General features: G+C 64.9%; 19 protein-coding genes and 1 pseudogene. 9 read left to right on the forward strand and 11 right to left on the reverse strand.

Translation table 11 applies throughout. The features are described 5' to 3' along the window. Positions 1 to 9: 9 nt before the first annotated feature. The 8 genes and pseudogenes from MRY80_RS05565 to MRY80_RS05595 form a co-directional block, all read right to left on the reverse strand. On the reverse strand, positions 10 to 810 hold the full coding sequence (locus MRY80_RS05565; RefSeq protein WP_293288857.1) for an SDR family NAD(P)-dependent oxidoreductase: 801 nt from the start codon (positions 808 to 810) through the stop codon (positions 10 to 12). Beyond that, positions 803 to 1,561: an SDR family NAD(P)-dependent oxidoreductase gene (locus MRY80_RS05570; protein ID WP_293288859.1), complete on the reverse strand. Its 759-nt coding sequence runs from the start codon at positions 1,559 to 1,561 to the stop codon at positions 803 to 805. Before MRY80_RS05570 ends, MRY80_RS05565 begins: the two co-directional genes overlap by 8 nt. Further along, positions 1,558 to 2,484: a branched-chain amino acid ABC transporter permease gene (locus MRY80_RS27275; RefSeq protein ID WP_346433387.1), complete on the reverse strand. Its 927-nt coding sequence runs from the start codon at positions 2,482 to 2,484 to the stop codon at positions 1,558 to 1,560. The genes MRY80_RS05570 and MRY80_RS27275 overlap by 4 nt, the downstream gene beginning before the upstream one ends. Positions 2,485 to 2,595: 111 nt before the next feature. Then, a pseudogene (locus MRY80_RS27280) lies at positions 2,596 to 3,504 on the reverse strand (branched-chain amino acid ABC transporter permease); the annotation flags it as partial. A 2-nt stretch (positions 3,505 to 3,506) separates the two neighbouring features. Then, complete coding sequence (locus MRY80_RS05580; protein WP_293288863.1) at positions 3,507 to 4,229, reverse strand: ABC transporter ATP-binding protein; 723 nt, start codon at positions 4,227 to 4,229, stop codon at positions 3,507 to 3,509. Further along, entirely contained in the window at positions 4,222 to 4,992 is a 771-nt protein-coding gene (locus MRY80_RS05585) for an ABC transporter ATP-binding protein (RefSeq protein WP_293288865.1), read from the reverse strand. The genes MRY80_RS05580 and MRY80_RS05585 overlap by 8 nt, the downstream gene beginning before the upstream one ends. Beyond that, on the reverse strand, positions 4,989 to 5,297 hold the full coding sequence (locus MRY80_RS05590) for a DUF1330 domain-containing protein (RefSeq protein WP_293288867.1): 309 nt from the start codon (positions 5,295 to 5,297) through the stop codon (positions 4,989 to 4,991). The genes MRY80_RS05585 and MRY80_RS05590 overlap by 4 nt, the downstream gene beginning before the upstream one ends. A gap of 103 nt (positions 5,298 to 5,400) precedes the next feature. After that, positions 5,401 to 6,594: an ABC transporter substrate-binding protein gene (locus MRY80_RS05595; protein WP_293288869.1), complete on the reverse strand. Its 1,194-nt coding sequence runs from the start codon at positions 6,592 to 6,594 to the stop codon at positions 5,401 to 5,403. Positions 6,595 to 6,877: 283 nt separating this feature from the next. Between MRY80_RS05595 and MRY80_RS05600 the strand changes: the two genes are divergently transcribed. The 9 genes from MRY80_RS05600 (at position 6,878) to MRY80_RS05640 (ending at position 17,306) form a co-directional block, all read left to right on the forward strand. Continuing rightward, on the forward strand, positions 6,878 to 7,858 hold the full coding sequence (locus MRY80_RS05600; RefSeq protein WP_293288870.1) for an NADPH:quinone oxidoreductase family protein: 981 nt from the start codon (positions 6,878 to 6,880) through the stop codon (positions 7,856 to 7,858). A 39-nt stretch (positions 7,859 to 7,897) separates the two neighbouring features. Next, positions 7,898 to 9,982: a 3-hydroxyacyl-CoA dehydrogenase NAD-binding domain-containing protein gene (locus MRY80_RS05605; RefSeq protein ID WP_293288872.1), complete on the forward strand. Its 2,085-nt coding sequence runs from the start codon at positions 7,898 to 7,900 to the stop codon at positions 9,980 to 9,982. 41 nt (positions 9,983 to 10,023) lie between these two features. Beyond that, entirely contained in the window at positions 10,024 to 10,902 is an 879-nt protein-coding gene (locus MRY80_RS05610; RefSeq protein ID WP_293288874.1) for a CoA-transferase, read from the forward strand. Between the two features lie 10 nt (positions 10,903 to 10,912). After that, positions 10,913 to 11,716 carry a ketoacid CoA transferase gene (locus tag MRY80_RS05615; RefSeq protein ID WP_293288876.1) on the forward strand — a complete coding sequence of 268 codons (804 nt, stop codon included), beginning with the start codon at positions 10,913 to 10,915 and terminating at the stop codon, positions 11,714 to 11,716. Between the two features lie 41 nt (positions 11,717 to 11,757). Further along, positions 11,758 to 12,966, forward strand: coding sequence for an acyl-CoA dehydrogenase family protein (locus MRY80_RS05620; protein ID WP_293288878.1), 1,209 nt, complete (start codon positions 11,758 to 11,760; stop codon positions 12,964 to 12,966). Between the two features lie 3 nt (positions 12,967 to 12,969). Then, a complete protein-coding gene (locus tag MRY80_RS05625; RefSeq protein ID WP_293288880.1) occupies positions 12,970 to 14,040 on the forward strand; it encodes a phosphotransferase family protein in 1,071 nt (356 codons plus the stop codon). Positions 14,041 to 14,058: 18 nt separating this feature from the next. Beyond that, positions 14,059 to 14,835, forward strand: coding sequence for an SDR family oxidoreductase (locus MRY80_RS05630; protein WP_293288882.1), 777 nt, complete (start codon positions 14,059 to 14,061; stop codon positions 14,833 to 14,835). Next, entirely contained in the window at positions 14,816 to 16,435 is a 1,620-nt protein-coding gene (locus MRY80_RS05635; protein ID WP_293288884.1) for a GMC family oxidoreductase N-terminal domain-containing protein, read from the forward strand. The genes MRY80_RS05630 and MRY80_RS05635 overlap by 20 nt, the downstream gene beginning before the upstream one ends. A gap of 241 nt (positions 16,436 to 16,676) precedes the next feature. Continuing rightward, complete coding sequence (locus MRY80_RS05640; RefSeq protein ID WP_293288886.1) at positions 16,677 to 17,306, forward strand: glutathione S-transferase N-terminal domain-containing protein; 630 nt, start codon at positions 16,677 to 16,679, stop codon at positions 17,304 to 17,306. A 169-nt stretch (positions 17,307 to 17,475) separates the two neighbouring features. Here the strand turns inward: MRY80_RS05640 and MRY80_RS05645 are convergent, their stop codons facing one another. The 3 genes from MRY80_RS05645 to MRY80_RS05655 are packed head-to-tail and all read right to left on the reverse strand — an operon-like array spanning position 17,476 to position 20,071. Continuing rightward, on the reverse strand, positions 17,476 to 18,249 hold the full coding sequence (locus MRY80_RS05645; protein ID WP_293288888.1) for an ABC transporter ATP-binding protein: 774 nt from the start codon (positions 18,247 to 18,249) through the stop codon (positions 17,476 to 17,478). A gap of 35 nt (positions 18,250 to 18,284) precedes the next feature. Then, the gene (locus MRY80_RS05650; protein ID WP_293288889.1) at positions 18,285 to 19,091 is read right to left on the reverse strand and encodes an ABC transporter permease subunit; all 807 of its coding nucleotides are present in this window, start codon (positions 19,089 to 19,091) and stop codon (positions 18,285 to 18,287) included. Next, the gene (locus MRY80_RS05655; protein WP_293288890.1) at positions 19,088 to 20,071 is read right to left on the reverse strand and encodes an ABC transporter substrate-binding protein; all 984 of its coding nucleotides are present in this window, start codon (positions 20,069 to 20,071) and stop codon (positions 19,088 to 19,090) included. The genes MRY80_RS05650 and MRY80_RS05655 overlap by 4 nt, the downstream gene beginning before the upstream one ends. Positions 20,072 to 20,167: the final 96 nt, after the last annotated feature.

Raw genomic sequence — 20,167 nt, forward strand, 5'->3', positions numbered from 1 at the left:
CGACGGAGTTCAGGCGTCGAGCGGCGTGCCCTTGTCCACGTCGCCCGCGGCGGCATAGACGCTCCAGCCTCCGTCCACCGGCACGACTGCGCCGGTGACATAGCTGGCCCAGTCGGACAGCAGGAAGGCCGCGGCACGCGCCATTTCCTCCGGCTCGGCGAAGCGGCCGAGCGGCGTGCGCCTCTCGATCACGCCCGGATCGAAGACCTTGCGCTCCAGCAGCGAACGGACCATCGGCGTGCGTGTGTAGGCCGGCGCGATGCAGTTCACCCGCACCCCGACCGGCCCCCATTCGCAGGCGAGCGTCTTCGTCAGATGGATGACCCCCGCCTTGGCGACGCCATAGGCCGACCGCCCGGGAAACGCGCCAAGACCGACGATCGAGGAGACGTTCACGATCGACCCGGACCGCTGTTTCACCATGATGGCGCCCGCTGCGCGGCAGACGAGATAGGTGCCGCGCAAGTTCACGTCGACGACACGCTGCCACCGCTCCGGATCCTGCACGTGGACGGGCACGAGATCGTCGCCGATGCCCGCCGAATTGAGAACCATGTCGAGCCCGCCGAGGGCGGCGGCAGCCTCCGAGACCATGCGATCGGCATCGCCGGCATCCGAAACGTCCCCACCCACGCCGTGTTTCGCGCCGGTTTCTGCCAAGGAGGCCCGCGCCTTGTCGGCGTCGATGTCCGCGACAGCGACCTCGGCACCGAGATCGCAAAGGAACTTTGCGGTGGCGGCGCCGATGCCGCTCGCCCCGCCGGTGACGAGCGCCTTGCGGCCGTCGAGATTGATGGAGACGTCAGGCATCTGGATCGCTTTCGCCTTCGCCGTCCTTCTTGAAATGGAAATCCGGCGCCCATTCGCTGGCCGGCGCCCGGTGCAGGTCGAGATAGGCCTGCGCGACGAGATCGTGATCGTAGGGCGTGCCGGGCCGCATCGTCCCGTGGATCGCGATCGTCGAGACGTGGACGCCGTGATCGACGAGTTCCTTGAACAGGGAGTGGCCGAGACTGCGCAAGGCTGCCTTGCCCATCGAGGTGACGCCCCATTCGATCCAGGGCCCGAAGGCGAGCACGCCCCCGGTGAGCAGGATCGTTCCGCTCCCGTGCTCGATCATCGCCGGCGCAACCCGGGCCGCCGCATGATGCGCTCCGGCGACATTGGTCCGGAACGCGTCGACCACGTAATCGACGCTCGCCGGTTCGCCATGCGCTTCCCAGCCGCTCGACGTTCCGTAATTGGCTTCTGCGATGCCGGAGCGGGTGACGAAACGCGCGGGCTCGATGATCGCGGCATTGTAGACGAGCACCTCGGCGTCGCCATAGCGTGCGCGGATGTCGTCATGCACCTGATCCATGACGTCGGGCTTGCCGGCGTCTCCGACGAAGCCCGCTACGTCCAGGCCCTCGGATCGCATGGCGGTCTCGTGGTCGCGGATCGCGCCGGCGCTGCGTCCGACAAAGGCGACGGCAAAGCCGTTGGAGGCGAAAGTGCGCACGAGCGCCTGGCCGAGCCCCGGCCCCATGCCGATGACGATGGCGAGCGGTTTCGATGTCATGACGCGATCCCCGACTTTGCCTTGCCGTCGACCTCGCCCGCAACGGCCCTGTCGGACTGCCGCGTTATCCGATTGGAGAGGAACTCCTCCAGCGTCCCGACGATGCCCTTGCGCAGGAACAGCACGCAAAGCACGAAGATCGCGCCCTGCATGACCACCACCCACGCGCCGAACGTGGCGAGCTTCGTCTGCAGGGTGACGACGACGGCTGCGCCGACGACCGGGCCGAGCAACGTGCCGACACCGCCGATGAGCGTCATCAACAGAGCGTCGGCCGACGTCATGAAATAGACGTCTGCGAGCGACGCGATCTGGAAAATGATCGCCTTCATGCTGCCGGCGAGACCCGAGAGCGCCGCTGACAGGGTGAAGGCGATGAGCTTGTAATTGTCGGTGGAGTAACCCAGCGAGATCGAGCGCGCCTCGTTTTCCCGGATGGATTTCAGCGTCTGCCCGAAGGGCGAATGCAGGACGCGGTAGAGGAAGGCGAAGGCCGCGAGGAACACCGCGAGCATCACGTAATACATAGTCATCGCGTTCGACAGGTCGATGAAGCCGAACAGCATGCCGCGCGGTACCGACTGGATGCCGTCCTCGCCATGGGTCCAATCGGCCTGGACCGCATAGAAGTAGACGATTTGCGCGAGCGCCAGCGTGATCATCGCGAAGTAGAGCCCCTGGCGTCGGATCGCGAGCCAGCCGAACAGCGCGCCGAGCACGGTGGAGGCGCAGACGCCGGCGAGGATGCACAGTTCCGGCGGTACGCCCCAGACAGCGGCCATATGTGCTGCGACATAGGACGCAGCTCCGAAGAAGGCGGCGTGGCCGAAGGCAAGCAGCCCGCCGTAACCGAAGATCAGATTGTAGGCCATCGCGAAGAGCGCGAAGCAAAGGATCTTCATCGCGAAGATCGGGAACAGCATGAAGGGCAGTATCGATCCGACAGCCAGGAGGATGACGAACCAGAGCCGGCCGTTTTCCAGGATGCTCCCCGACCGCCCCGACGACACGTCCGCGACGGAGTGGACCGACGTGTCACGGCCGAACAGGCCCGCCGGCCGCAGCACCAGGATGATCGCCATCAGGATGAAGATGACGGTCGTGGAGGCTTGCGGATAGAAGACCTTGGTCAGACCCTCGATCAACCCCATCATCAACCCGCTGAAGATGGCGCCGGAGATCGAGCCCATGCCGCCGATCACGACAACCGCGAAGATCGTGATGATGATCGACTGCCCCATTTGCGGCCCGACCTGGTAGATCGGCGCGGCCATGACGCCGGCGAAACCCGCAAGCCCGACGCCGAACGCGTAGGTCAGCATGAGCATGCGCGGCACGTTGATGCCGAAGGCGCGCACGAGATCCGGGTTCTCGGTTGCCGCGCGCAGATAGGAGCCGAGCTTCGTCCGCTCGATCAGGAACCAGGTTCCGAAGCAGACCACCACGGCGGCGACCACCACCCAGGCGCGGTAATAGGGCAGGAACATGAAGCCGAGATTGACGCCGCCGCGCAGCAGTTCCGGCACGTCGTAACGCTGGCCGGCCGCCCCGTAGCGGACGTTGAACAGCCCTTCGATGAGCATGGCCAGCCCGACCGTCAGCAACAGCCCGTAGGCGTGGTCGAGATCGTAGACCTTGCGGATGAAGACGCGCTCCATCAGCGCGCCGATCGCCGCCACCCCGATCGGCACGAGGATCAGGGCCCACCAGTAATTGATCGAGGGCAGGCCGAGACCGGGAAACAGGGTCGGCAGATTGTAGAGGTACCAGGCGCCGAACGCGCCGAGCATGTATTGCGCCCCGTGGACGAAATTGCCGATGCGCAGCATGCCGAAGATGATTGCGACGCCGAGGCTCATCAGCGCGTAGAACGAGCCGTTGATCAGCCCGATGAACAACTGGCCGAATAGCAACGCCGGCGAGATTCCGATCAGGTCGGTCATGGCTAGACTCCGAGATAGGTCTGGATTTTCTGCTCGCTGGTTGCGAGATCGGCCTTGTCGATGGTTTCCACGACCTTGCCGTGCTCCACGATGCAGAAGCGGTCCGCTATCTTCGCCGCGAAATGAAAGTTCTGTTCGACGAGCAGGATCGTGTAGCCGCGTTCCTTGAGTGCCGAGATCACCGAGCCGATCTGCTTGACGATCACCGGGGCAAGTCCTTCGGTCGGCTCGTCGAGAAGCAGGGTCTTCGCCCCGGTGCGCAGGATGCGGCCGATGGCCAGCATCTGTTGTTCGCCACCGGAGAGCTTGGTGCCCTGGCTGTGCCAGCGCGCCTTCAGGTTCGGGAAGAGCTCCAACAGGTCCTTGTTGCTCATGCCGCCAGGCGCGACCACGGGCGGCAGTTCGAGGTTCTCGCCGACGGTGAGGCTGGAGAAGATACCGCGCTCTTCCGGACAGTAGGCGACGCCCACCTTGGCGACCACTTCCGGCGGCGCCTTGGAGATGTCCTTGCCGGAGAAGACGATTTCGCCGCTTCTGCGGCGCATCAGCCCCATGATCGCGCGCAGGGTCGAGGTCTTTCCGGCGCCGTTGCGCCCGAGAAGCGTGACCAACTCGCCCGCACGCACGTCGAAGGAGACGCCGTGCAGCGCCTTGCTCTCGCCGTACCATCCTTCGAGATTGCGCACCTGGAGAAGCGGTCTGGAAGCCGAAGCGCCGTCAGTCATCGGTTCCTCCGATATAGGCTTCGATCACGCGGTGGTCCTGCGAGACCGTCTGGTAGTCGCCCTCGGCCAGCACCCGCCCGAGCGCCAGAACGGTGATCGTGTCGGACAGGGCGGCGACGACGGACAGATTGTGTTCCACCATCAGGATGGTCCGGTTTGCCGAGACCCGGCGGATGAGTTCGGCGATGCGGTCGACGTCCTCGTGGCCAAGGCCGGAGGTCGGCTCGTCGAGGAGCAGCATCTCCGGATCCAGCGCCAGCGTCGTCGCGATCTCGAGCGCGCGTTTTCGGCCATAGGACAAAAGGGTCGCCGGCCGCTCGCTATAGGCGAGAAGCCCGACCTGATCGAGCAGTTCGTCGATCCGCCCGTCCAGCGCCTTCAGGGCCTTTTCGCTCTGCCAGAAGCGATAGGAGTTGCCGAGAGGACGCTGCAGCGCGATACGGACGTTCTCGCGCACCGTCATGCGCGGAAAGACAGCGGAAATCTGGAACGAGCGCACGATACCCCGGCGCGCGACCTGCTCGGGGCGCAGGCTCGTGATGTCCTCGCCATTGTAGCGGATGGTCCCGCTGCTGGGCCGCAGGAACTTCGTGATGAGGTTGAACGTGGTGGTCTTGCCGGCGCCGTTCGGCCCGATCAGCGCGTGGATGGAGTGCCGGCGCACCTTGAGATCGACATCCTTGACGGCATCGAAGCCGAAGAACGTCTTCGTCAGGGCCGAAGCCTCGATAATGTAGTCCGCCGTTGCGGCACCGGCTGTCATGTTCCCTGCTCTCCAACATCGAGGCCGTCCAGAAGCACGCCGCGCGCTTTCGCCGCGCGCTGACGCAATGCGATCAGCTCCTGATATTCGTCGGAGTGATAGAAGCTGTATGCCGCCTCATAGGTCGGGAACTCGACGACCGACAGGCTGGCCGGTGCCCAGCCGCCCTCGAGCGGCGTCGGGTCTGCGCTGTTGGCGAGAAAACGGCCCCCGCTCGCCGCCATGACCGGCCCCGCGACGCGGCGATATTCTTCCCATGCCGCCGGATCGGTGATCTCGATCTCAAAGATCATGTAGCTCGGCATGAACAGCCTCCCTGCGCAATTCGGACGGATTTCTGGCGTGCAAACGCGCGATGGACCGGGAGAGGCGAGCCCGAGCCGCCTCTCCCGTCGTTGCCGTTCGAGCTTACTTGCCGATCGTGCAGGCCGATTCCGAATAGGGCTTGAACGCCTCCTCGGCAGGGATGGCCGCGATCAGCTTGAAGAAGTCGTCCTTCTCCTCGACCTCCGCGGGCGTCTTCACCTGCAGCGAGTACTGGTCGTGGATTAGCCGGCCATTCGGATACATCGTGCTGTTGTGAATGAAGAAATCCTCGATCTCCATCTCATGCATGACCTTGAGCACGGCATCCGGATCGTCGGTGCCGGCCGTCTCCACGGCGTCGAGATAGTTCGACACGGCCGAATAGGTTCCAGCCGCGATCCAGCCCGGCGCATTGCCGGTGATTTCCATCATCCGCTTGCCGAACTCGTAGGATGCCTCGTCCTGCTTCCAGAACCACGGCACGCCGAACCGGACGCCCTGCATCGCTTCGACGCCGATGGCGCGCGCGTCGGACTGGTGCAGAGCCGGCAGCGTGACCTGCATGCCCGACGCCATGATGCCGAATTCCTGGACCTGCTTGACCGCGTTGACGAGATCCGGGCCGCTGACATTGAGGATCAGCGCTTCGGCACCGGAGGCCTGGGCCTGCAGCAGGTAGGACGAGAAGTCCGTGGAGCCGAGCGGCGCCCGGATCTTGCCGGCGACCGTGCCGCCGCCGTCGACGATCGCGGCTTCTTCCGTCGCTTCCTGCACCTTGCCGGCTTCATAGTCCGGCGACAGGATGAAGAAGGACTTGACGCCGTCGGATAGCAGCGCCTTGACCGGGCCGGTGAACATCGAATGGGCGTCATAGGCCCATGCGATCACGTGCCCGTTGCAATCCGCCTCGGTCGGCTTGTCGGTCAGCGGCGACACGAACAGGCCGATCTTGCCGGTTTCCCCGATCAGCGTGTTCACGCCAAGCGCGATGGCGGAGTTGGCCATGTCGGCGATGACGTCGACGCCGTCCTGCTCCAGCCACTGGCGCGCGATGGCCAAGCCGACTTCGGGCTTGTTCTGGTGGTCGGCGGAAACGAGTTCGATCGGCTTGCCGAGAGCCGTTCCGCCGTGGTCCTTGATCGCCAATTCGACGGCGTGAACGACTTCCGTCCCCCCCAACGCCGAAAAGGACGAACTCTGGTCGTTGAGCACGCCGATCTTCACTGCACCGTCCTCGGCCAGGACGGCAGTGGACGGAATCGACAACGCAATCGCCAACGCGATCTTGAGCTTCATGATTTTCCTCCCTTTTTTGTCCGATGCACGAATTCATCGACAACACGGGCGCTTCTACCGACAGGCCGGAGCGCGCCACGGATAACGTTCAGTGCATCGCAGCAAGTAAACATCGTCCAAAGAGACTATCGGACCCGGCGACGCTCCGCTGTGATTTGATCAACGAATTCCGCCCGTTCCGGTCCCGTAGTCTCATCGGACGATTTGGCGCCAATTCGGTTCGGGCATGTGTTGGGCAATCGCTCCAGTAGCGCCCGAAACCAATCATGGATCTGCCAGACTGATGAAAGCGGTCATCTGCAAGGAATTCGCTCCACGTTCCGAGCTGAGGCTTGAAGACGCCCCGTCACCGGTGCCCGGAGACGGGGAGGTGCTGATCAAGGTCGAGGCGTGCGGCGTCAATTTCTTCGACGGGCTGATGGTGGAAGGCAACTACCAGACGAAGCCGGATCGCCCGTTCACGCCGGGCAGCGAAGTCGCGGGCGTCGTCACCGGCATCGGCGCCGGGGTGACCGGCCTGCAGCCCGGAACACGCGTGATCGCCTTCAACGGCATCGGCGGATACGCCGAGGAAGCGGTGGCGCTGGCCGAGCGGGTCTATCCGATCCCCGACTCGATGACCTTCACTCAGGCCGCGGGCTTCCTGATCACCTATGCAACCTCGCACCACGCCCTGAAGGACCGGGCGAAACTGCAGCCGGGAGAAACCCTTCTCGTCCTCGGCGCGGCCGGCGGCGTCGGGCTGACGGCCGTCGAACTCGGCAAGCAGATGGGGGCCCGCGTGATCGCGGCGGCATCCAGCGAGGAAAAACTCGCGCTCTGCCGGCGCCATGGCGCCGACGAGACCGTCAATTACGCGACCGAGGAACTGAGGCCGCGACTGAAGGAACTGACGGGCGGAAAGGGCGTGGACGTCGTCTACGACCCGGTCGGCGGCGCGACGACCGAGACCGCATTGCGCAGCCTTGCCACGAACGGCCGCCACCTGGTGATCGGCTTTGCCGCGGGCGACATCCCGAAAGTGCCTTTGAACCTGTTGCTGCTGAAGCAGACCGCGCTTGTCGGGGTGTTCTGGGGCGCCTTCGCGCGGGCCAATCCCGAACGCCACGCGGCCAACATGGCCGAACTCTTCTCCTGGTTCGACCAGGGCAAGCTCAACCCGCACATTCATGCCGAATATCCGCTCGATCAGTTCGCCGACGCCTTGAGCGCGGTGATGGAGCGGACCGCGCAGGGCAAGGTCGTCCTGCGGATGGCCGACTGAGAATTTGACCCGAAGCGAAAGCGCTATTCGATGAACGAAATGGATATTCAAACCGTCACGCTCGAACGACAAGGGGCCGTCCTTGTCGCGACGGTCGACAACCCGCCGGTCAACGCGCTCTCCCATTCGGTGCGCGCCGGGCTCGTCGATGCCGTTGAAGCGCTCGAATCCGATCCGCAGGCCAAGGCGCTCGTGATCGTCTGCGCCGGGCGCACATTCATCGCCGGGGCGGACATTCGCGAATTCAACAAGCCTTTGAAGGAGCCGCGTCTCGGCGTTCTGATCGAACGTCTCGACCGCTGCGAAAAGCCCGTTATCGCGGCCATGCACGGCACGGCACTCGGCGGCGGCCTCGAAATCGCGCTCGCCTGCAGCTACCGCGTCGCCCTCGAAAGCGCCCGGTTCGGATTGCCGGAAGTCAAGCTCGGCCTGTTGCCGGGATCCGGCGGCATCGTGCGCCTGCCGCGCCTGATCGGCGTCGAGGAAGCCCTCGCGATGATCAGCCAGGGCAATCAGGTCGATGCTGAGCATGCGCTTGAGACCGGCCTGCTCGACGAGGTGATGGCCGACGATCTGCGCGCCGGCGCGCTGGCCTTCGCCGAGCGGATCGTCGCGGAAGGCGGAGCGATCCGGCGTACGAGCGATTTGCCCGTGCCGACGATCGAGCCCGGCTTCCTCGATGCCAAGCGCGCCGAATTCGCCAAGAAGTTCAAGGGCCTCGACGCGCCGCAGATCGCCGTCGATCTCGTCGAGATGATGTCGACGACCCCGTTCCAGGAGGCCGCGGCCAGGGAATACGCGACCTGCAAGGAACTGATCGCTTCCCCGCAATCGCAGGCCCTTCGCCACCTCTTCGCCGCCGAACGCGCCGCGCTGAAGATCGACGGCGTGCCCGCCGAGGTCGAACCGCGCGAAATCCGCACGGTCGCCGTGGCAGGCCCCGGTGTCATGGGGCGCGGCATCGCCATCTGCTTCCTGAACGCCGGCTATCCGGTGGTCCTCCTCGGCAAGGACGAGGAGAACCTGTCGAAGGGCGTCGGCGGCATTCGCAAGATCCTCGAAAGCGGCGTCAAGCGCGGACGGATGACCCAGGAAGCGGCCGACGAGCAGATGTCGCACCTCACCCCGACGCTGGACTATGCCGATCTCGGCGCTGTCGATCTCGTCGTCGAAGCCGTCACCGAGGATCTCGCCACCAAGAAGGATGTCTTCGCCAGGCTCGACGCGGCGCTCCCAGACCGCGCGATCATCGCCACCAACACCTCCTTCCTCGACATCGAGGCATTGGCATCCTCCGTCACGCGGCCCGAAAATGTCGCCGGCATGCATTTCTTCAATCCGGCGAACGTGATGAAGCTTCTCGAAAACGTGCGCGCCGGCCGCACCGCTCCGGACGTTCTCGCCACGATCACGTCCGTCGGAAAGAAGATCGGAAAAGTGCCGGTCATGGTCGGCCGGTCGGAAGGTTTCGTCGCCAACCGGATGCTGTCCAAGCGCTCGCGCGAGGCCCAGTTCCTGCTCGAAGACGGCGCGACGCCGCAACAGATCGACAAGGTCCTGTCCGGCTTCGGCTTCCCGATCGGACCGTTCGCGTTGGCCGACCTGGCCGGCATGGACGTGATGGCGGCCGCCCGCAAGGCCAGGCTCGCAGGCATGACGCCGCGCGAGCAGGCCTGCGACATCGTCGACAAGCTCGCGGCGGCCGGACGGCTCGGCCAGAAGACCGGCGCCGGCTACTATCTCTACGGCGACGACCGGAAACCGCAGCCGGATCCGGCGGTCGACGAACTGCTGGCCGCCCACCGCGCCGAGCGCGGCTTGCCCCAGCGCGAAATCACCGACGAGGAAATCCTCGAACGCTGCCTCTACGCGATGGTCAACGAGGCCGCGAAGATCATCGACGAAGGCGCGGCCGCGCGCCCGGGCGACATCGACGTCATCTGGACGAACGGCTTCGGCTGGCCGACCCATCTGGGAGGGCCGATGTTCTGGGCCAACCGGATCGGATTGCCGAACGTGAAGGCGGCGCTTGAAAAATACAGCGCCCTTGTCGGCGAGGAATACTTCAGGCCGGCCAACCTCATCGAAAGCCTCGTGGCCGAAGGACGCGGCTTCTATGACTGATTTCCACCCCCCAATGAACTCGCAGGACGGATAATTCGCCCATGAACAAGGAAATGTCCCTCAAGTCCGTGGTCGCCGAGCTGCGCGACGGCATGACGATCGGTGTCGGCGGTTGGGGTCCGCGGCGCAAGCCCATGGCCCTGATCCGCGAGATCCTTCGATCGGATCTGAAGGATCTGACGATCGTGGCCTATGGCGGCCCCGAAGTCGGCATGCTCTCGGCCGCCGGCAAGCTCGCCAAGGCGACCTACGGTTTCGTCTCGCTCGATTTCATTCCGATCGAGCCCTATTTCCGCAAGGCACGCCAGGAAGGCACGCTCGACGTCTGCGAACTGGACGAGGGCCTGCTCTATCTCGGCCTGCGCGCCGCGGGCCATTGCGTCCCCTTCGTTGCGACGCGGGTTGGGGTGGGGTCGGCGGTGATGTCGAACAACCCGGACTTCAAGACCGTGACGTCGCCCTATGCGGACGGCGAGGAGTTGCTGGCGATGCCGGCGATCAAGCTGGACGCGGCGCTGATCCATGTCAGCCGCGCCGACCGCGCCGGTAACACACTGACTTTCGGGCCTGATCCCTATTTCGACGAGTTCTTCGCCAGGGCCGCAGACAAGGTCTACGTGACCACCGAGGAACTGGTGGACACGATCGCCTCGGAGGATCCCGAGGACCTCAAGGCCAACCTGTTCGAGCCCTATCTGGTGACAGGTGTCGTCGAAACTCCCCTCGGCGCGCATCCGACCACCATGCATGCGAGCTATGGTTGGGACGAGGCGCATCTGAAGGCCTATGCGGCCTCGGCCAACGAGGAAAACGGCTGGCAGCCCTTCTTCGACAAGCACATCGCGGGCGACGAGCAGAGCTATCTCGAAAGCGTCGGCGGCGGCGAGCACATCCGCACCCTTCCCATTCCCACTTTCTGACGGACGCGCCATGACCACTGCACAAGACTTCACTCTCGCGGAACTGATCGTCGTCGCGGCCGCCGAGGCGTGGCGGGGCGACGGCGAATTGCTGGGCACGGGCATCGGCCCGCTGCCGCGCCTGGCGGTCAGCCTTGCCAAGATGACCTTCGAACCCGGCCTGCAACTGACGGACGGCGAAGCCTTCCTGACCGAGGAACCGGTCCCGATCGGTCCGCGCGGCGACTACAAGCCGAAATATACGGGCCGGATGCACTACACCCGCGTCTTCGACAGCGTCTGGTCGGGTCGTCGCCACGCGATGGTGACGCCGGTGCAGGTCGACCGCTGGGGACAGGCCAACATCTCGGCGCTCGGCCCCGACTTCAAGAAGCCGAAGGTCCAGATGCTCGGCGTTCGCGGTTTTCCCGGGAACAGCGTCTCGCACAAGAACTCCATGTTCCTGCCCAACCACTCCAAGCGCACCTTCATCGAGGGCGAGGTCGACGTGGTCGCCAGCGTCGGCTTCAAGAAAGACACCTGGCCGGCCAACGCACCGGAAGACTTCGTAAAGCTGGGACTGATCGTCACCAATCTCTGCGTCTTCGACTTCAACGGGCCTGACCATGCGGCGCGCGTCCTGTCGCTGCATCCCGGCGTGAGCTTCGACGAGGTGCAGGACAACACCGGCTTCCCGATGCTGAAGGCGGACGGCATGACGGAGACCGCGGCGCCCACGCAAGAGCAGATCGAGCTCATCAACAGGGTCGATCCTCACAATGTCCGCGCCAAGGTGCTCAGGGACAATCCGCCCGGTATCCGCCCGGCCGCCTGACCTCCCGCCTCCCCTCGCCAACAAACGGACATCGGTCGACCATGGATTTCGAACACAGCGACAAGACGAAACGCCTTCTGGATTCGCTCACCGAATTCATGGCCGACCATGTCTACCCGAACGAGAAGCTCTACTACCAGCAAGTTGCCGAGGATCGCTGGGGCAGCCCGGCGATCATCGACGAGTTGAAGGAGAAGGCTCGCGCCAAGGGCTTGTGGAACCTGTTCCTGCCCGATTCCGAACACGGCGCCGGGCTGACCAACACGGAATACGCTCCTCTCTGCGAAGTGATGGGTCGGGTGCATTTCTCGCCGCAGATCTTCAACTGCGCCGCTCCCGACACCGGCAACATCGAGACGATCGAGCGCTACGGCACCGAAGAGCAAAAGGCGCGCTGGCTGCCCCCGATGCTGGACGGCACCATGCGCTCGGCCTTCGCGATGACCGAGCCGGACGTCGCGTCCAGCGACGCGACCAACATCCAGAGCTCGATCGTTCGCGACGGCGGCGACTATGTGATCAACGGGCGCAAATGGTGGATTTCCGGCGTCGGCGATCCGCATTGCGGGTTGATGATCTTCATGGGCAAGACCGATCCGGACGCGCCCAAGCACAAGCAGCAATCGATGATCCTCGTGCCGCGCGACACGCCCGGTGTGGAGGTCATCCGCCCGCTCACCGTCTTCGGCTATGACGACGCGCCGCACGGGCACATGGAGATCGTCTTCAACGACGTCCGGGTGCCGGCCACCAACATGCTCCTGGGCGAAGGCCGCGGTTTCGAAATCGCGCAGGGCCGGCTCGGACCGGGCCGCATCCATCACTGCATGCGGCTGATCGGCCTGGCCGAACGCTGCCTTGAGATGATGTGCCGCCGTGTCACCAAGCGCGTGACCTTCGGCAAGCCGATTGCCGAGCAGACCGTGACGCTGGAACGCATCGCGGAATCGCGCATCGCCATCGACCAGGCAAGGCTTCTGACGCTGAAAGCCGCCTTCATGATGGACACGGTCGGCAACAAGGCGGCCCGCGCCGAAATCGCCATGATCAAGGTCGCGGCGCCGAACATGGCCTGCAAGGTCATCGACTGGGCGATCCAGGCCCATGGCGGCGCCGGCGTGTCGCAGGACTTCCTCTTGGCCAATTACTACGCCCATGCCCGCAAGATCCGTTTCGCCGACGGCCCGGACGAAGTGCATCGCAACCAGATCGGCCGTCTGGAACTCAAGAAATACGCCGAGGCGTCCTGACCCATGGACGCCGCCCGTTTCGTCGGCACGGAACCGCTGCCCCCGGACAGCCCGATCGAGCCTGCGCGGCTGCAGGCCTATCTCCGCGGCCATCTGCCGGGCTGTGACGGCGACCTAACCGTCGAGCGTTTCCGCGGCGGCCAATCGAACCCGACCATGGTTCTCTCCTTCGACGGCGAGCGCAAGCTCGTGCTTCGCAAGAAGCCGGACGGCAAGCTCCTACCGTCCGCGCACGCCGTCGATCGCGAATTCCGCGTCATTTCCGCCCTCTGCGACAATGGCGTGCCCGTGGCCCGTCCACGCCTGCTCTGCGACGACGACGGCGTCGTCGGCACCATGTTCTACATCATGGATTACGTGGAGGGCCGCTCGTTCTGGGAACCCTGGCTTCCGGACCTGGCGCCTGCCGATCGCAGGGCGATCTATGCCGAAATGGGCCGCGTCATCGCGAGATTGCACCAGATCGACCATGTCGCGGCGGGGCTGGAGGATTTCGGCCGTCCGAACGACTATGTGGCGCGCCAGGTCGCGCGCTGGTCGAAGCAGTATCGCGCGTCGGAGACGGAGACCATCGAGGCGATGGACCGCCTGATCGACTGGCTGCCCGAGAACATCCCCGTCCAGCGCCGCGCGAGCCTCATTCACGGCGACTACCGGATCGACAACATGATCTTCCATCCGGCCGAACCGCGCATCCTGGCGGTCGTCGATTGGGAGTTGTCGACCATCGGCGACCCCGTGGCAGACTTCGCCTATCACATGCTGAGCTGGCACTTTCCGCGCAAGCCCTATCGGGGGCTCGCCGATATCGACCTCGCGCCGCTCGGCATTCCCGGAGAACGCGAATACCGCGACGCCTATCTCGCCGCGACCGGCCAGCAGGACGTCAGCGACCGGGACTGGTACGCCTATCTGGCATTCTGCCTGTTTCGCGTCGCCGCGATCCGCCAGGGCATCATGAAACGCGTGACCGAGGGCACCGCCTCCAACGCGCATGCCCGCGAGGCCGGCGCGCTTGCCCGCCCCGTTTCCGAACTCGGCTGGCGCTACGCCCAACGCGCGATGCAGATGTGACAACCAACGAGGACGACGATGAGCGAAGCGGCAGATCTCTTTCCCCAGGGCGCGCGCGCCCTTGTCATCGGTGGCAGCGGCGGCGTCGGCGCCGAAATCTGCCGCGTTCTGGCGCGTGACGGCTGCGATGTCGCGCTGACCTATTACAGCAACCAGGGGAAGGCCGAAGCGGCCGCCGCCCTCGTGCGCGACGAGGGCCGGCAAGCCTCGCTTCACCAGATCAACATCGAGGAACCGGAGCCCGTTCGCCAACTGGTCGAAGACGTCGCTTCGCAGGGCGGCATCCACACGCTCGTCTATGCAGCCGGTCCGCTCGTGCCGCTGATCCACCTGAGCAAGGTCGAGCCGGCGCTGATGAAGAAGCACCTGCTTCAGGACACGTTCGGCTTCTTCAACGTCGTGCATTACGCCATTCCGCACCTGCGCGAGGCGCGGGGATCGATCGTTGCCGTGCAGAGCGCCGCGCAATTCCGCTACGCCTCCGCCGACGGCCTCTCCGTCGTGCCGAAATCCGGCGTCAACGCGATCATGAAGGCCGTGGCGAAAGAGGAAGGCCGTTACGGCGTCCGCGCCAATGGCGTCGCGCTCGGCATCATCGACGCCGGTCAGCATCCGGAACTCATCAAGCAGGGCTTCATCGACGAGAAATACGTCGCCGCGGCGGCCGCCAACGTGCCGCTGAAGTTCTGGGGCGCGCCCATCGACGTGGCGGAAGCCGTCACCTATCTCGCCTCGGGCCGGGCGCGTTTCGTCAGCGGTCAGGTCATCAATGTCGATGGCGGCTATCACGTCTAGGGTCGCGCGGTCCGGGCGTTCGCCGGACTACGACTATGTGATCGTCGGCGGCGGGTCAGCCGGATGCGTGCTCGCCAACCGCCTGAGCGAGGATCCCGGGTGCCGCGTCCTGCTGATGGAAGCGGGACCGGGCTGGTATCACCCTTTGTCGGACATGCCGCGCGGATGGGTCACGCTGACCGCGCACAAGCATCGCGCCTGGTCCTTCCCGGTCGAACCGGAGGAAGGCCGCCCTGCCGGCGAAAGCTGGGCGCGCGGGCGCGGGATCGGCGGGTCGAGCGCCATCAACGGCATGGTCTACTGCCACGGCGCGCCGCAGGACTATGACGCATGGAGCAAATTCGGCGTCGGCGGTTGGGACTGGAAGCAGTTTCAACGCGCCTTTGCAGCGCTTGAACGCAAACCCGACGGCAGCGGCGGCCCGCTCGACACCGGCACCCGCCCCCTCGCCGAACCGCTGTGCAGCGCGGTCATCGAGGCCGGCCGTGCCATGGGATTGCAGCCGAGAGACATCATCCGTGGCGCGGGCGAAGAGGCCGTCGGCACCTATGCACACACCGTCGGCAGAAGCGGACGGCGCTCGAGCGCGGCGCGCACATTTCTCGATCCCGTCCGCGGCCGCCGCAACGTCACGGTGATGGCGAACGCGCAGGCGACACGAATCCTGGTCGAGGGCGGGCGCGCCAGGGGTGTCGCGTTCCGGCGGGGCCGGCAGGTGGATACCGTTCGCGGCCGGGAGATCATCCTTTCGTGCGGGACGATGCAGTCGCCGCAGCTGCTCCAGCTTTCGGGGATCGGACCGGAAAGGGTCCTGCGAGCCGCCGGCGTGAGGTGCGTGACCGACCTGCCCGGCGTCGGCGAGAACCTGGCCGAACACCTCGTGATCGCCCTGCCCCAACGGCTCAGGGACTTTCCGAGCCACAACGCCCGGCTGAGAGGGGTCGCGCTTATCCGTGAAGTCGCGCGATACTACCTGACCGGTACGGGCCTGATGAGCTACGGGGCGTCGGAAATGGGTGCTTTCGTGCGCTCGTCGCCGTTGGCGGACTACCCCGACATCCAGATCTCGCTGTCGCCCTACACCTTCGCGCGTGGTCTTCTGCAGGGCCGGCTCCGCCTCGAAGCCGAGCCCGGGCTGACGGTGATCGGCTACGCGCTCCGCCCGGACAGCCGCGGCACGGTCTCCATCCGCAGCGGGTCCATCTGCGACCTGCCAGCAATCGTCCCGCGTTGGCTGCATGCCGAGAGCGACCGGTCTCTCGCCGTTGCCATGATGCGCGCCATGCGCGATTTCGCCAGCCAGCCGCCGCTCGCCCGCTTCCTGGAAAAGGAAATCTGGCCGGGTGCCTCCGTGACGGGTGACGCCGAGATGCTGAAGGCGTTTCGGGGAAGCTTCGTGTCGGGCCTCCACGCCGTCGGCACATGCCGGATGGGCGATGACGGCATGGCCGTGGTCGACGACGGTCTCCGCGTTCGCGGCGTCGAAGGATTGCGCGTGGTCGACGCCTCGGTGATCCCCGCCCCGGTTTCCAGCAACACCAACGGCCCGGTCATGGCGCTGGCGTGGCTGGCGGCCGAGAGGATCGTCGCCGGACGATAACGCGCGCCTCGGCGAAGCAGACGTCGATATCCCGTTCGCAAGCAGGCTGCCGAGCGCGTCTGTCGCCGGGCGATCCTCGTTGCGGATCAGCGCCGGAAGGCCTACCAAGGCAAGAACGCCATTGCAGACCCTTCAAGCCGACAAGACTTGGCACCCGCCCGTTCAGTCGGCCCGCCAAAGACCTCACCGCAACAAGAGCCCGACCCGGGTTCGCTGACACACGAACATTCGGAGTATCGCCGTGATCGATTTCTACACCTGGACCACGCCAAACGGCCGCAAGGTCTCCATCATGCTGGAAGAACTCGGTATCGACTACACCGTGCACCCGATCAATATCGGCGAGGGAGAGCAGAAGGCGCCGGACTATCTGAAGATCAGCCCGAACAACAAGATCCCGGCGATCGTCGACCGCGACACTGGCATGACGCTGATGGAATCGGGCGCGATCCTGATCTATCTCGCCGAGAAATACGGGAAGTTTCTGCCGAAAGAAGGCGAGGCGCGCTATCGCACGCTGGAATGGCTGATGTGGCAGATGGGAGGCCCGGGCCCGATGCTCGGCCAGGTTCACCACTTCGTGCATTTCAACCCCGGCAAGGCGCCCTATGCCGAGGAGCGCTTTTCCGCCGAGGCCAAGCGCCTCTACGGCGTCCTGAACACGCGCCTGGAAGGCCGCGACTATCTGGTCGACGAATACACGATCGCGGACATGGCGTTGTGGCCGTGGATCTCGCGCTTCGAATGGCAGGGGATCGACCTCGCCGAATTCCCCAATGTCCGCGCCTGGTACCAACGGGTCGCGGCGCGCCCGGCCGTGCAAACCGGCTACCATGTTCCCAAGAAAGCCGGCGAGATTCCGACGGCCTGACCGAGGGACGAGCGCTGCGCAAGCGCTCGGACAACTCCTCTTCGGAAAGGCACGCGGGCGGGCCCGCAGCCCGGCTAGTCTTGGCCGGGCCGGGTCGGTTTCCGGCTCGGCTCACGAACGGGAAGGTGCCGCTGCCGCCAACGGCAACACCGACACCCCGGCCGACGCGTCAGGTGTCGAGCGTGTCGTGTATCGTGCTTCGGATCCGCTCGCGGTCGGCATCGCCGATGTCTGCCGACATCCTCAGATCGAGCGCGATCTCCGCCGGACGCTTCAACACGACGATGCGGTCGCCAATGTCGAACGCTTCGTCGATCGAGTGGGTGATGAACACCGCCGTCTTCTTGTTCTCCCGAACAAGGCGCGCGAATTCGGTCCGAAGCCGCCGCGAGGTGATTTCATCCAGCGCGGAGAACGGTTCGTCGCACAGTAGCAGCGGCGCGTCGGTGGCAAAGGCCCGACTGATGGAAACGCGCTGGCGCATCCCGCCTGACAGCGCATGCGGATAGTCGTTCTCGTGCCCTCTCAGCCCCAGTGCATTCAGCCAGTAGAGCGCCCGCTCGGTACGCTCGGCGGCGGAGAGCCCCAGCGTCTCGAGTCCGAATTCGACATTCTTCACGGCGCTGCGCCAGGGCAGCAACCTGTCGGACTGGAAGACGATGGCCATCTTCCCCCGATACGAGTTGAAATCGGAGAAGGGCGAATTGCCCATCACTTCGACCGTGCCTTCGGTTGGCGACATCAGGCCGGAGATCATGTTGAACATGGTCGACTTGCCACAGCCGGTCTTGCCGAGCAGCGCGACAAGCGCGCCTTTGTGGATCTCGAGCGAGAGATCGTCGACGGCGAGGAGAGAGCCGAAACGCTTCGATACGTTTCGGAACGCGATCTCGACTTCGGCGCCTTCAGGCGCGGCGTAACGCATGTCTTCGAGGGATAGCATCTGATCTGCCTTCAGCACATTCATGAGACCGCCCCTTAGCTGCGTTCGGATTTCGAACGATGCCTGACGGCAACTTGCTCGAATTTCGACAGGATCCACTGGAACAGAAGGACGAAGAAAACCAGTTGCAGGGTCCAGGCCAGCGCACCGGCCATGTCGAAGAGTTGCTGTTGCTGGAGGAGCTGGTAGCCGACACCGCCGGAGGATCCGACGAGTTCCGCAACCACCACCACGCGCGACGCGTTGCCGAGATTGACCTTCCACGCGGTGATGACCTCGGGAAGGACGGCCGGGAGCACCATCGCCGTGAAGAACTTCCATCGCGTGGGACGGAAGCTCATGACCATCTCGAGAAGGTCCTTGTCCATGCCGCGCAACGCGCCGACGATCTGAAAGGTGAATGCCGGCAGCGTCGTGATCACCATGATGAAGAGGATGCGGAACTCGACTCCGTGGAACCAGATGATGGCGAATACGACCCAGGAGAGCGCCGGGATACCTTGAAAGAAGGTCAAGGTGGGTGTGAGCAACCGATCGGCCGCCCGGAAATTCGCAATGGCGACACCCAGAACCGCGCCGAGCAGGAACGCCCCTGCCAATCCACCCAGAATACGCATCGCGGTCGCGAGAACCGAGGTGAACTGCGACCAGGTGGTAAGGATCGTCCACACTCTCGCAAAGACGTCGATGAGTGACGGAAACAGGAACGGCGGAAAGAACAGCGAGGCGACCTGCCACGCGACCGCGATCAGGACGAAGGGCGCGGCGAGCCAGAAGGCCCACCGCGCAATGTCGAACACCGGTTCGGCAAGGGACTGCCGATCGGAAGCCACATCGCTCATTCGCTTGTTGCTCCATCGATCGTGGCATCGGTCGGCATTTTCGGCAGGTAGCCGAGTTCAACACCCACCTTGTAGACGCTGCGGATTTCTTCCGTCATGTCCGAGGCCTTGGCCACATTGAGCCCCAGCCGGTCATTCTGCTTGATCAGAGTGACGTAGTTGTTGCGCACGTCGTCCGTGCCGTTGCCCGCGATGATCGCGGCGGCATCCTCGGGGTTGGCCATCACGTAGTCGGCGGCATCCGAGTATGCGGCGAAGAGCGCCTCCACGGCCTCGGGATTGGCTTCCACCCAATCACGATGCGCGGCGACGCCGAGATACGGGATCTTTTCCGATCCGGCGAACTCGGCCCACGCACCCTTGATGTTCAGGTCGATCGAGCGGATCGCATCGTTCTGCGCCGACAGCGATGTGAAAGCTGGCTCCCAGAGCTGCACGGCGGCGGCACGGTCCGCCATCGCATAGCCGACGAGGCCCGGGGGCGCCGTGTTCACGGCCGTGACCGTCGACAGGTCGACACCCTGCTGGGCGGCAAGCCAGCGAAACATCTGGTAATTGGTCGTTCCGGTCGCGGCGGCAAGATCCTTGCCGGCCAGGTCGCCCAGGGACTGGACGTCGTCACGTGTCGTGACCACCGCGCCCCAATAGTCGAAGAGATTGAAAAGGTAGGTCGCCTCGACGCCGCGCGCCTCAGCCAGTCCGACGGTCAGCAGAGCCGCCGAGCCGCCCACCTTGAATTCGCCGGAATTGAACTGCGCGGCATAGGCGTCCGGCGTCCGCTGCTCGAAGGTGATGTCGAGCCCGTGCGCCTCGTCGAAGCCCTGGCTCTCGATGATCGGCGGCAGGAACGCGCCGAGGGACGGCGGTCCGAACACCACGATGGAGACCTCGGTGAGCGCGTCCTGGGCCGCAGCGGGGCCGCAAAATGCGACGCTTGCCGCGATGGCGGTGGCCGACAACAGCTGTTGAATGGTTCTCATGTTTTCCTCCCTACGTCGCGCTTGTGCTGGGCTCGAAATCGCCAGACCGCGCTCAATTGCCATCAAACGTTACAGTCCGATTGCGCAAATTGTCAA

The sequence above is a fragment of the Oricola sp. genome, from assembly GCF_022763245.1.
GTDB lineage: Bacteria > Pseudomonadota > Alphaproteobacteria > Rhizobiales > Rhizobiaceae > Oricola.

Excerpts from the sequence above, each read along its gene's own strand:
- MRY80_RS05630 (WP_293288882.1), top strand. The coding sequence starts at position 14,059 with ATGAGCGAAGCGGCAGATCTCTTTCCCCAGGGCGCGCGCGCCCTTGTC.
- MRY80_RS05625 (WP_293288880.1), top strand. The coding sequence starts at position 12,970 with ATGGACGCCGCCCGTTTCGTCGGCACGGAACCGCTGCCCCCGGACAGC.
- MRY80_RS05600 (WP_293288870.1), top strand. The coding sequence starts at position 6,878 with ATGAAAGCGGTCATCTGCAAGGAATTCGCTCCACGTTCCGAGCTGAGG.
- MRY80_RS05605 (WP_293288872.1), top strand. The coding sequence starts at position 7,898 with ATGGATATTCAAACCGTCACGCTCGAACGACAAGGGGCCGTCCTTGTC.
- MRY80_RS05570 (WP_293288859.1), bottom strand. The coding sequence starts at position 1,561 with ATGACATCGAAACCGCTCGCCATCGTCATCGGCATGGGGCCGGGGCTC.
- MRY80_RS05650 (WP_293288889.1), bottom strand. The coding sequence starts at position 19,091 with ATGAGCGATGTGGCTTCCGATCGGCAGTCCCTTGCCGAACCGGTGTTC.
- MRY80_RS05585 (WP_293288865.1), bottom strand. The coding sequence starts at position 4,992 with ATGACAGCCGGTGCCGCAACGGCGGACTACATTATCGAGGCTTCGGCC.
- MRY80_RS05645 (WP_293288888.1), bottom strand. The coding sequence starts at position 18,249 with ATGCTATCCCTCGAAGACATGCGTTACGCCGCGCCTGAAGGCGCCGAA.
- MRY80_RS05655 (WP_293288890.1), bottom strand. The coding sequence starts at position 20,071 with ATGAGAACCATTCAACAGCTGTTGTCGGCCACCGCCATCGCGGCAAGC.
- MRY80_RS05580 (WP_293288863.1), bottom strand. The coding sequence starts at position 4,229 with ATGACTGACGGCGCTTCGGCTTCCAGACCGCTTCTCCAGGTGCGCAAT.
- MRY80_RS05620 (WP_293288878.1), top strand. The coding sequence starts at position 11,758 with ATGGATTTCGAACACAGCGACAAGACGAAACGCCTTCTGGATTCGCTC.
- MRY80_RS05565 (WP_293288857.1), bottom strand. The coding sequence starts at position 810 with ATGCCTGACGTCTCCATCAATCTCGACGGCCGCAAGGCGCTCGTCACC.
- MRY80_RS05610 (WP_293288874.1), top strand. The coding sequence starts at position 10,024 with ATGAACAAGGAAATGTCCCTCAAGTCCGTGGTCGCCGAGCTGCGCGAC.
- MRY80_RS27275 (WP_346433387.1), bottom strand. The coding sequence starts at position 2,484 with ATGCTGTTCCCGATCTTCGCGATGAAGATCCTTTGCTTCGCGCTCTTC.
- MRY80_RS05635 (WP_293288884.1), top strand. The coding sequence starts at position 14,816 with ATGGCGGCTATCACGTCTAGGGTCGCGCGGTCCGGGCGTTCGCCGGAC.
- MRY80_RS05595 (WP_293288869.1), bottom strand. The coding sequence starts at position 6,594 with ATGAAGCTCAAGATCGCGTTGGCGATTGCGTTGTCGATTCCGTCCACT.
- MRY80_RS05615 (WP_293288876.1), top strand. The coding sequence starts at position 10,913 with ATGACCACTGCACAAGACTTCACTCTCGCGGAACTGATCGTCGTCGCG.
- MRY80_RS05590 (WP_293288867.1), bottom strand. The coding sequence starts at position 5,297 with ATGCCGAGCTACATGATCTTTGAGATCGAGATCACCGATCCGGCGGCA.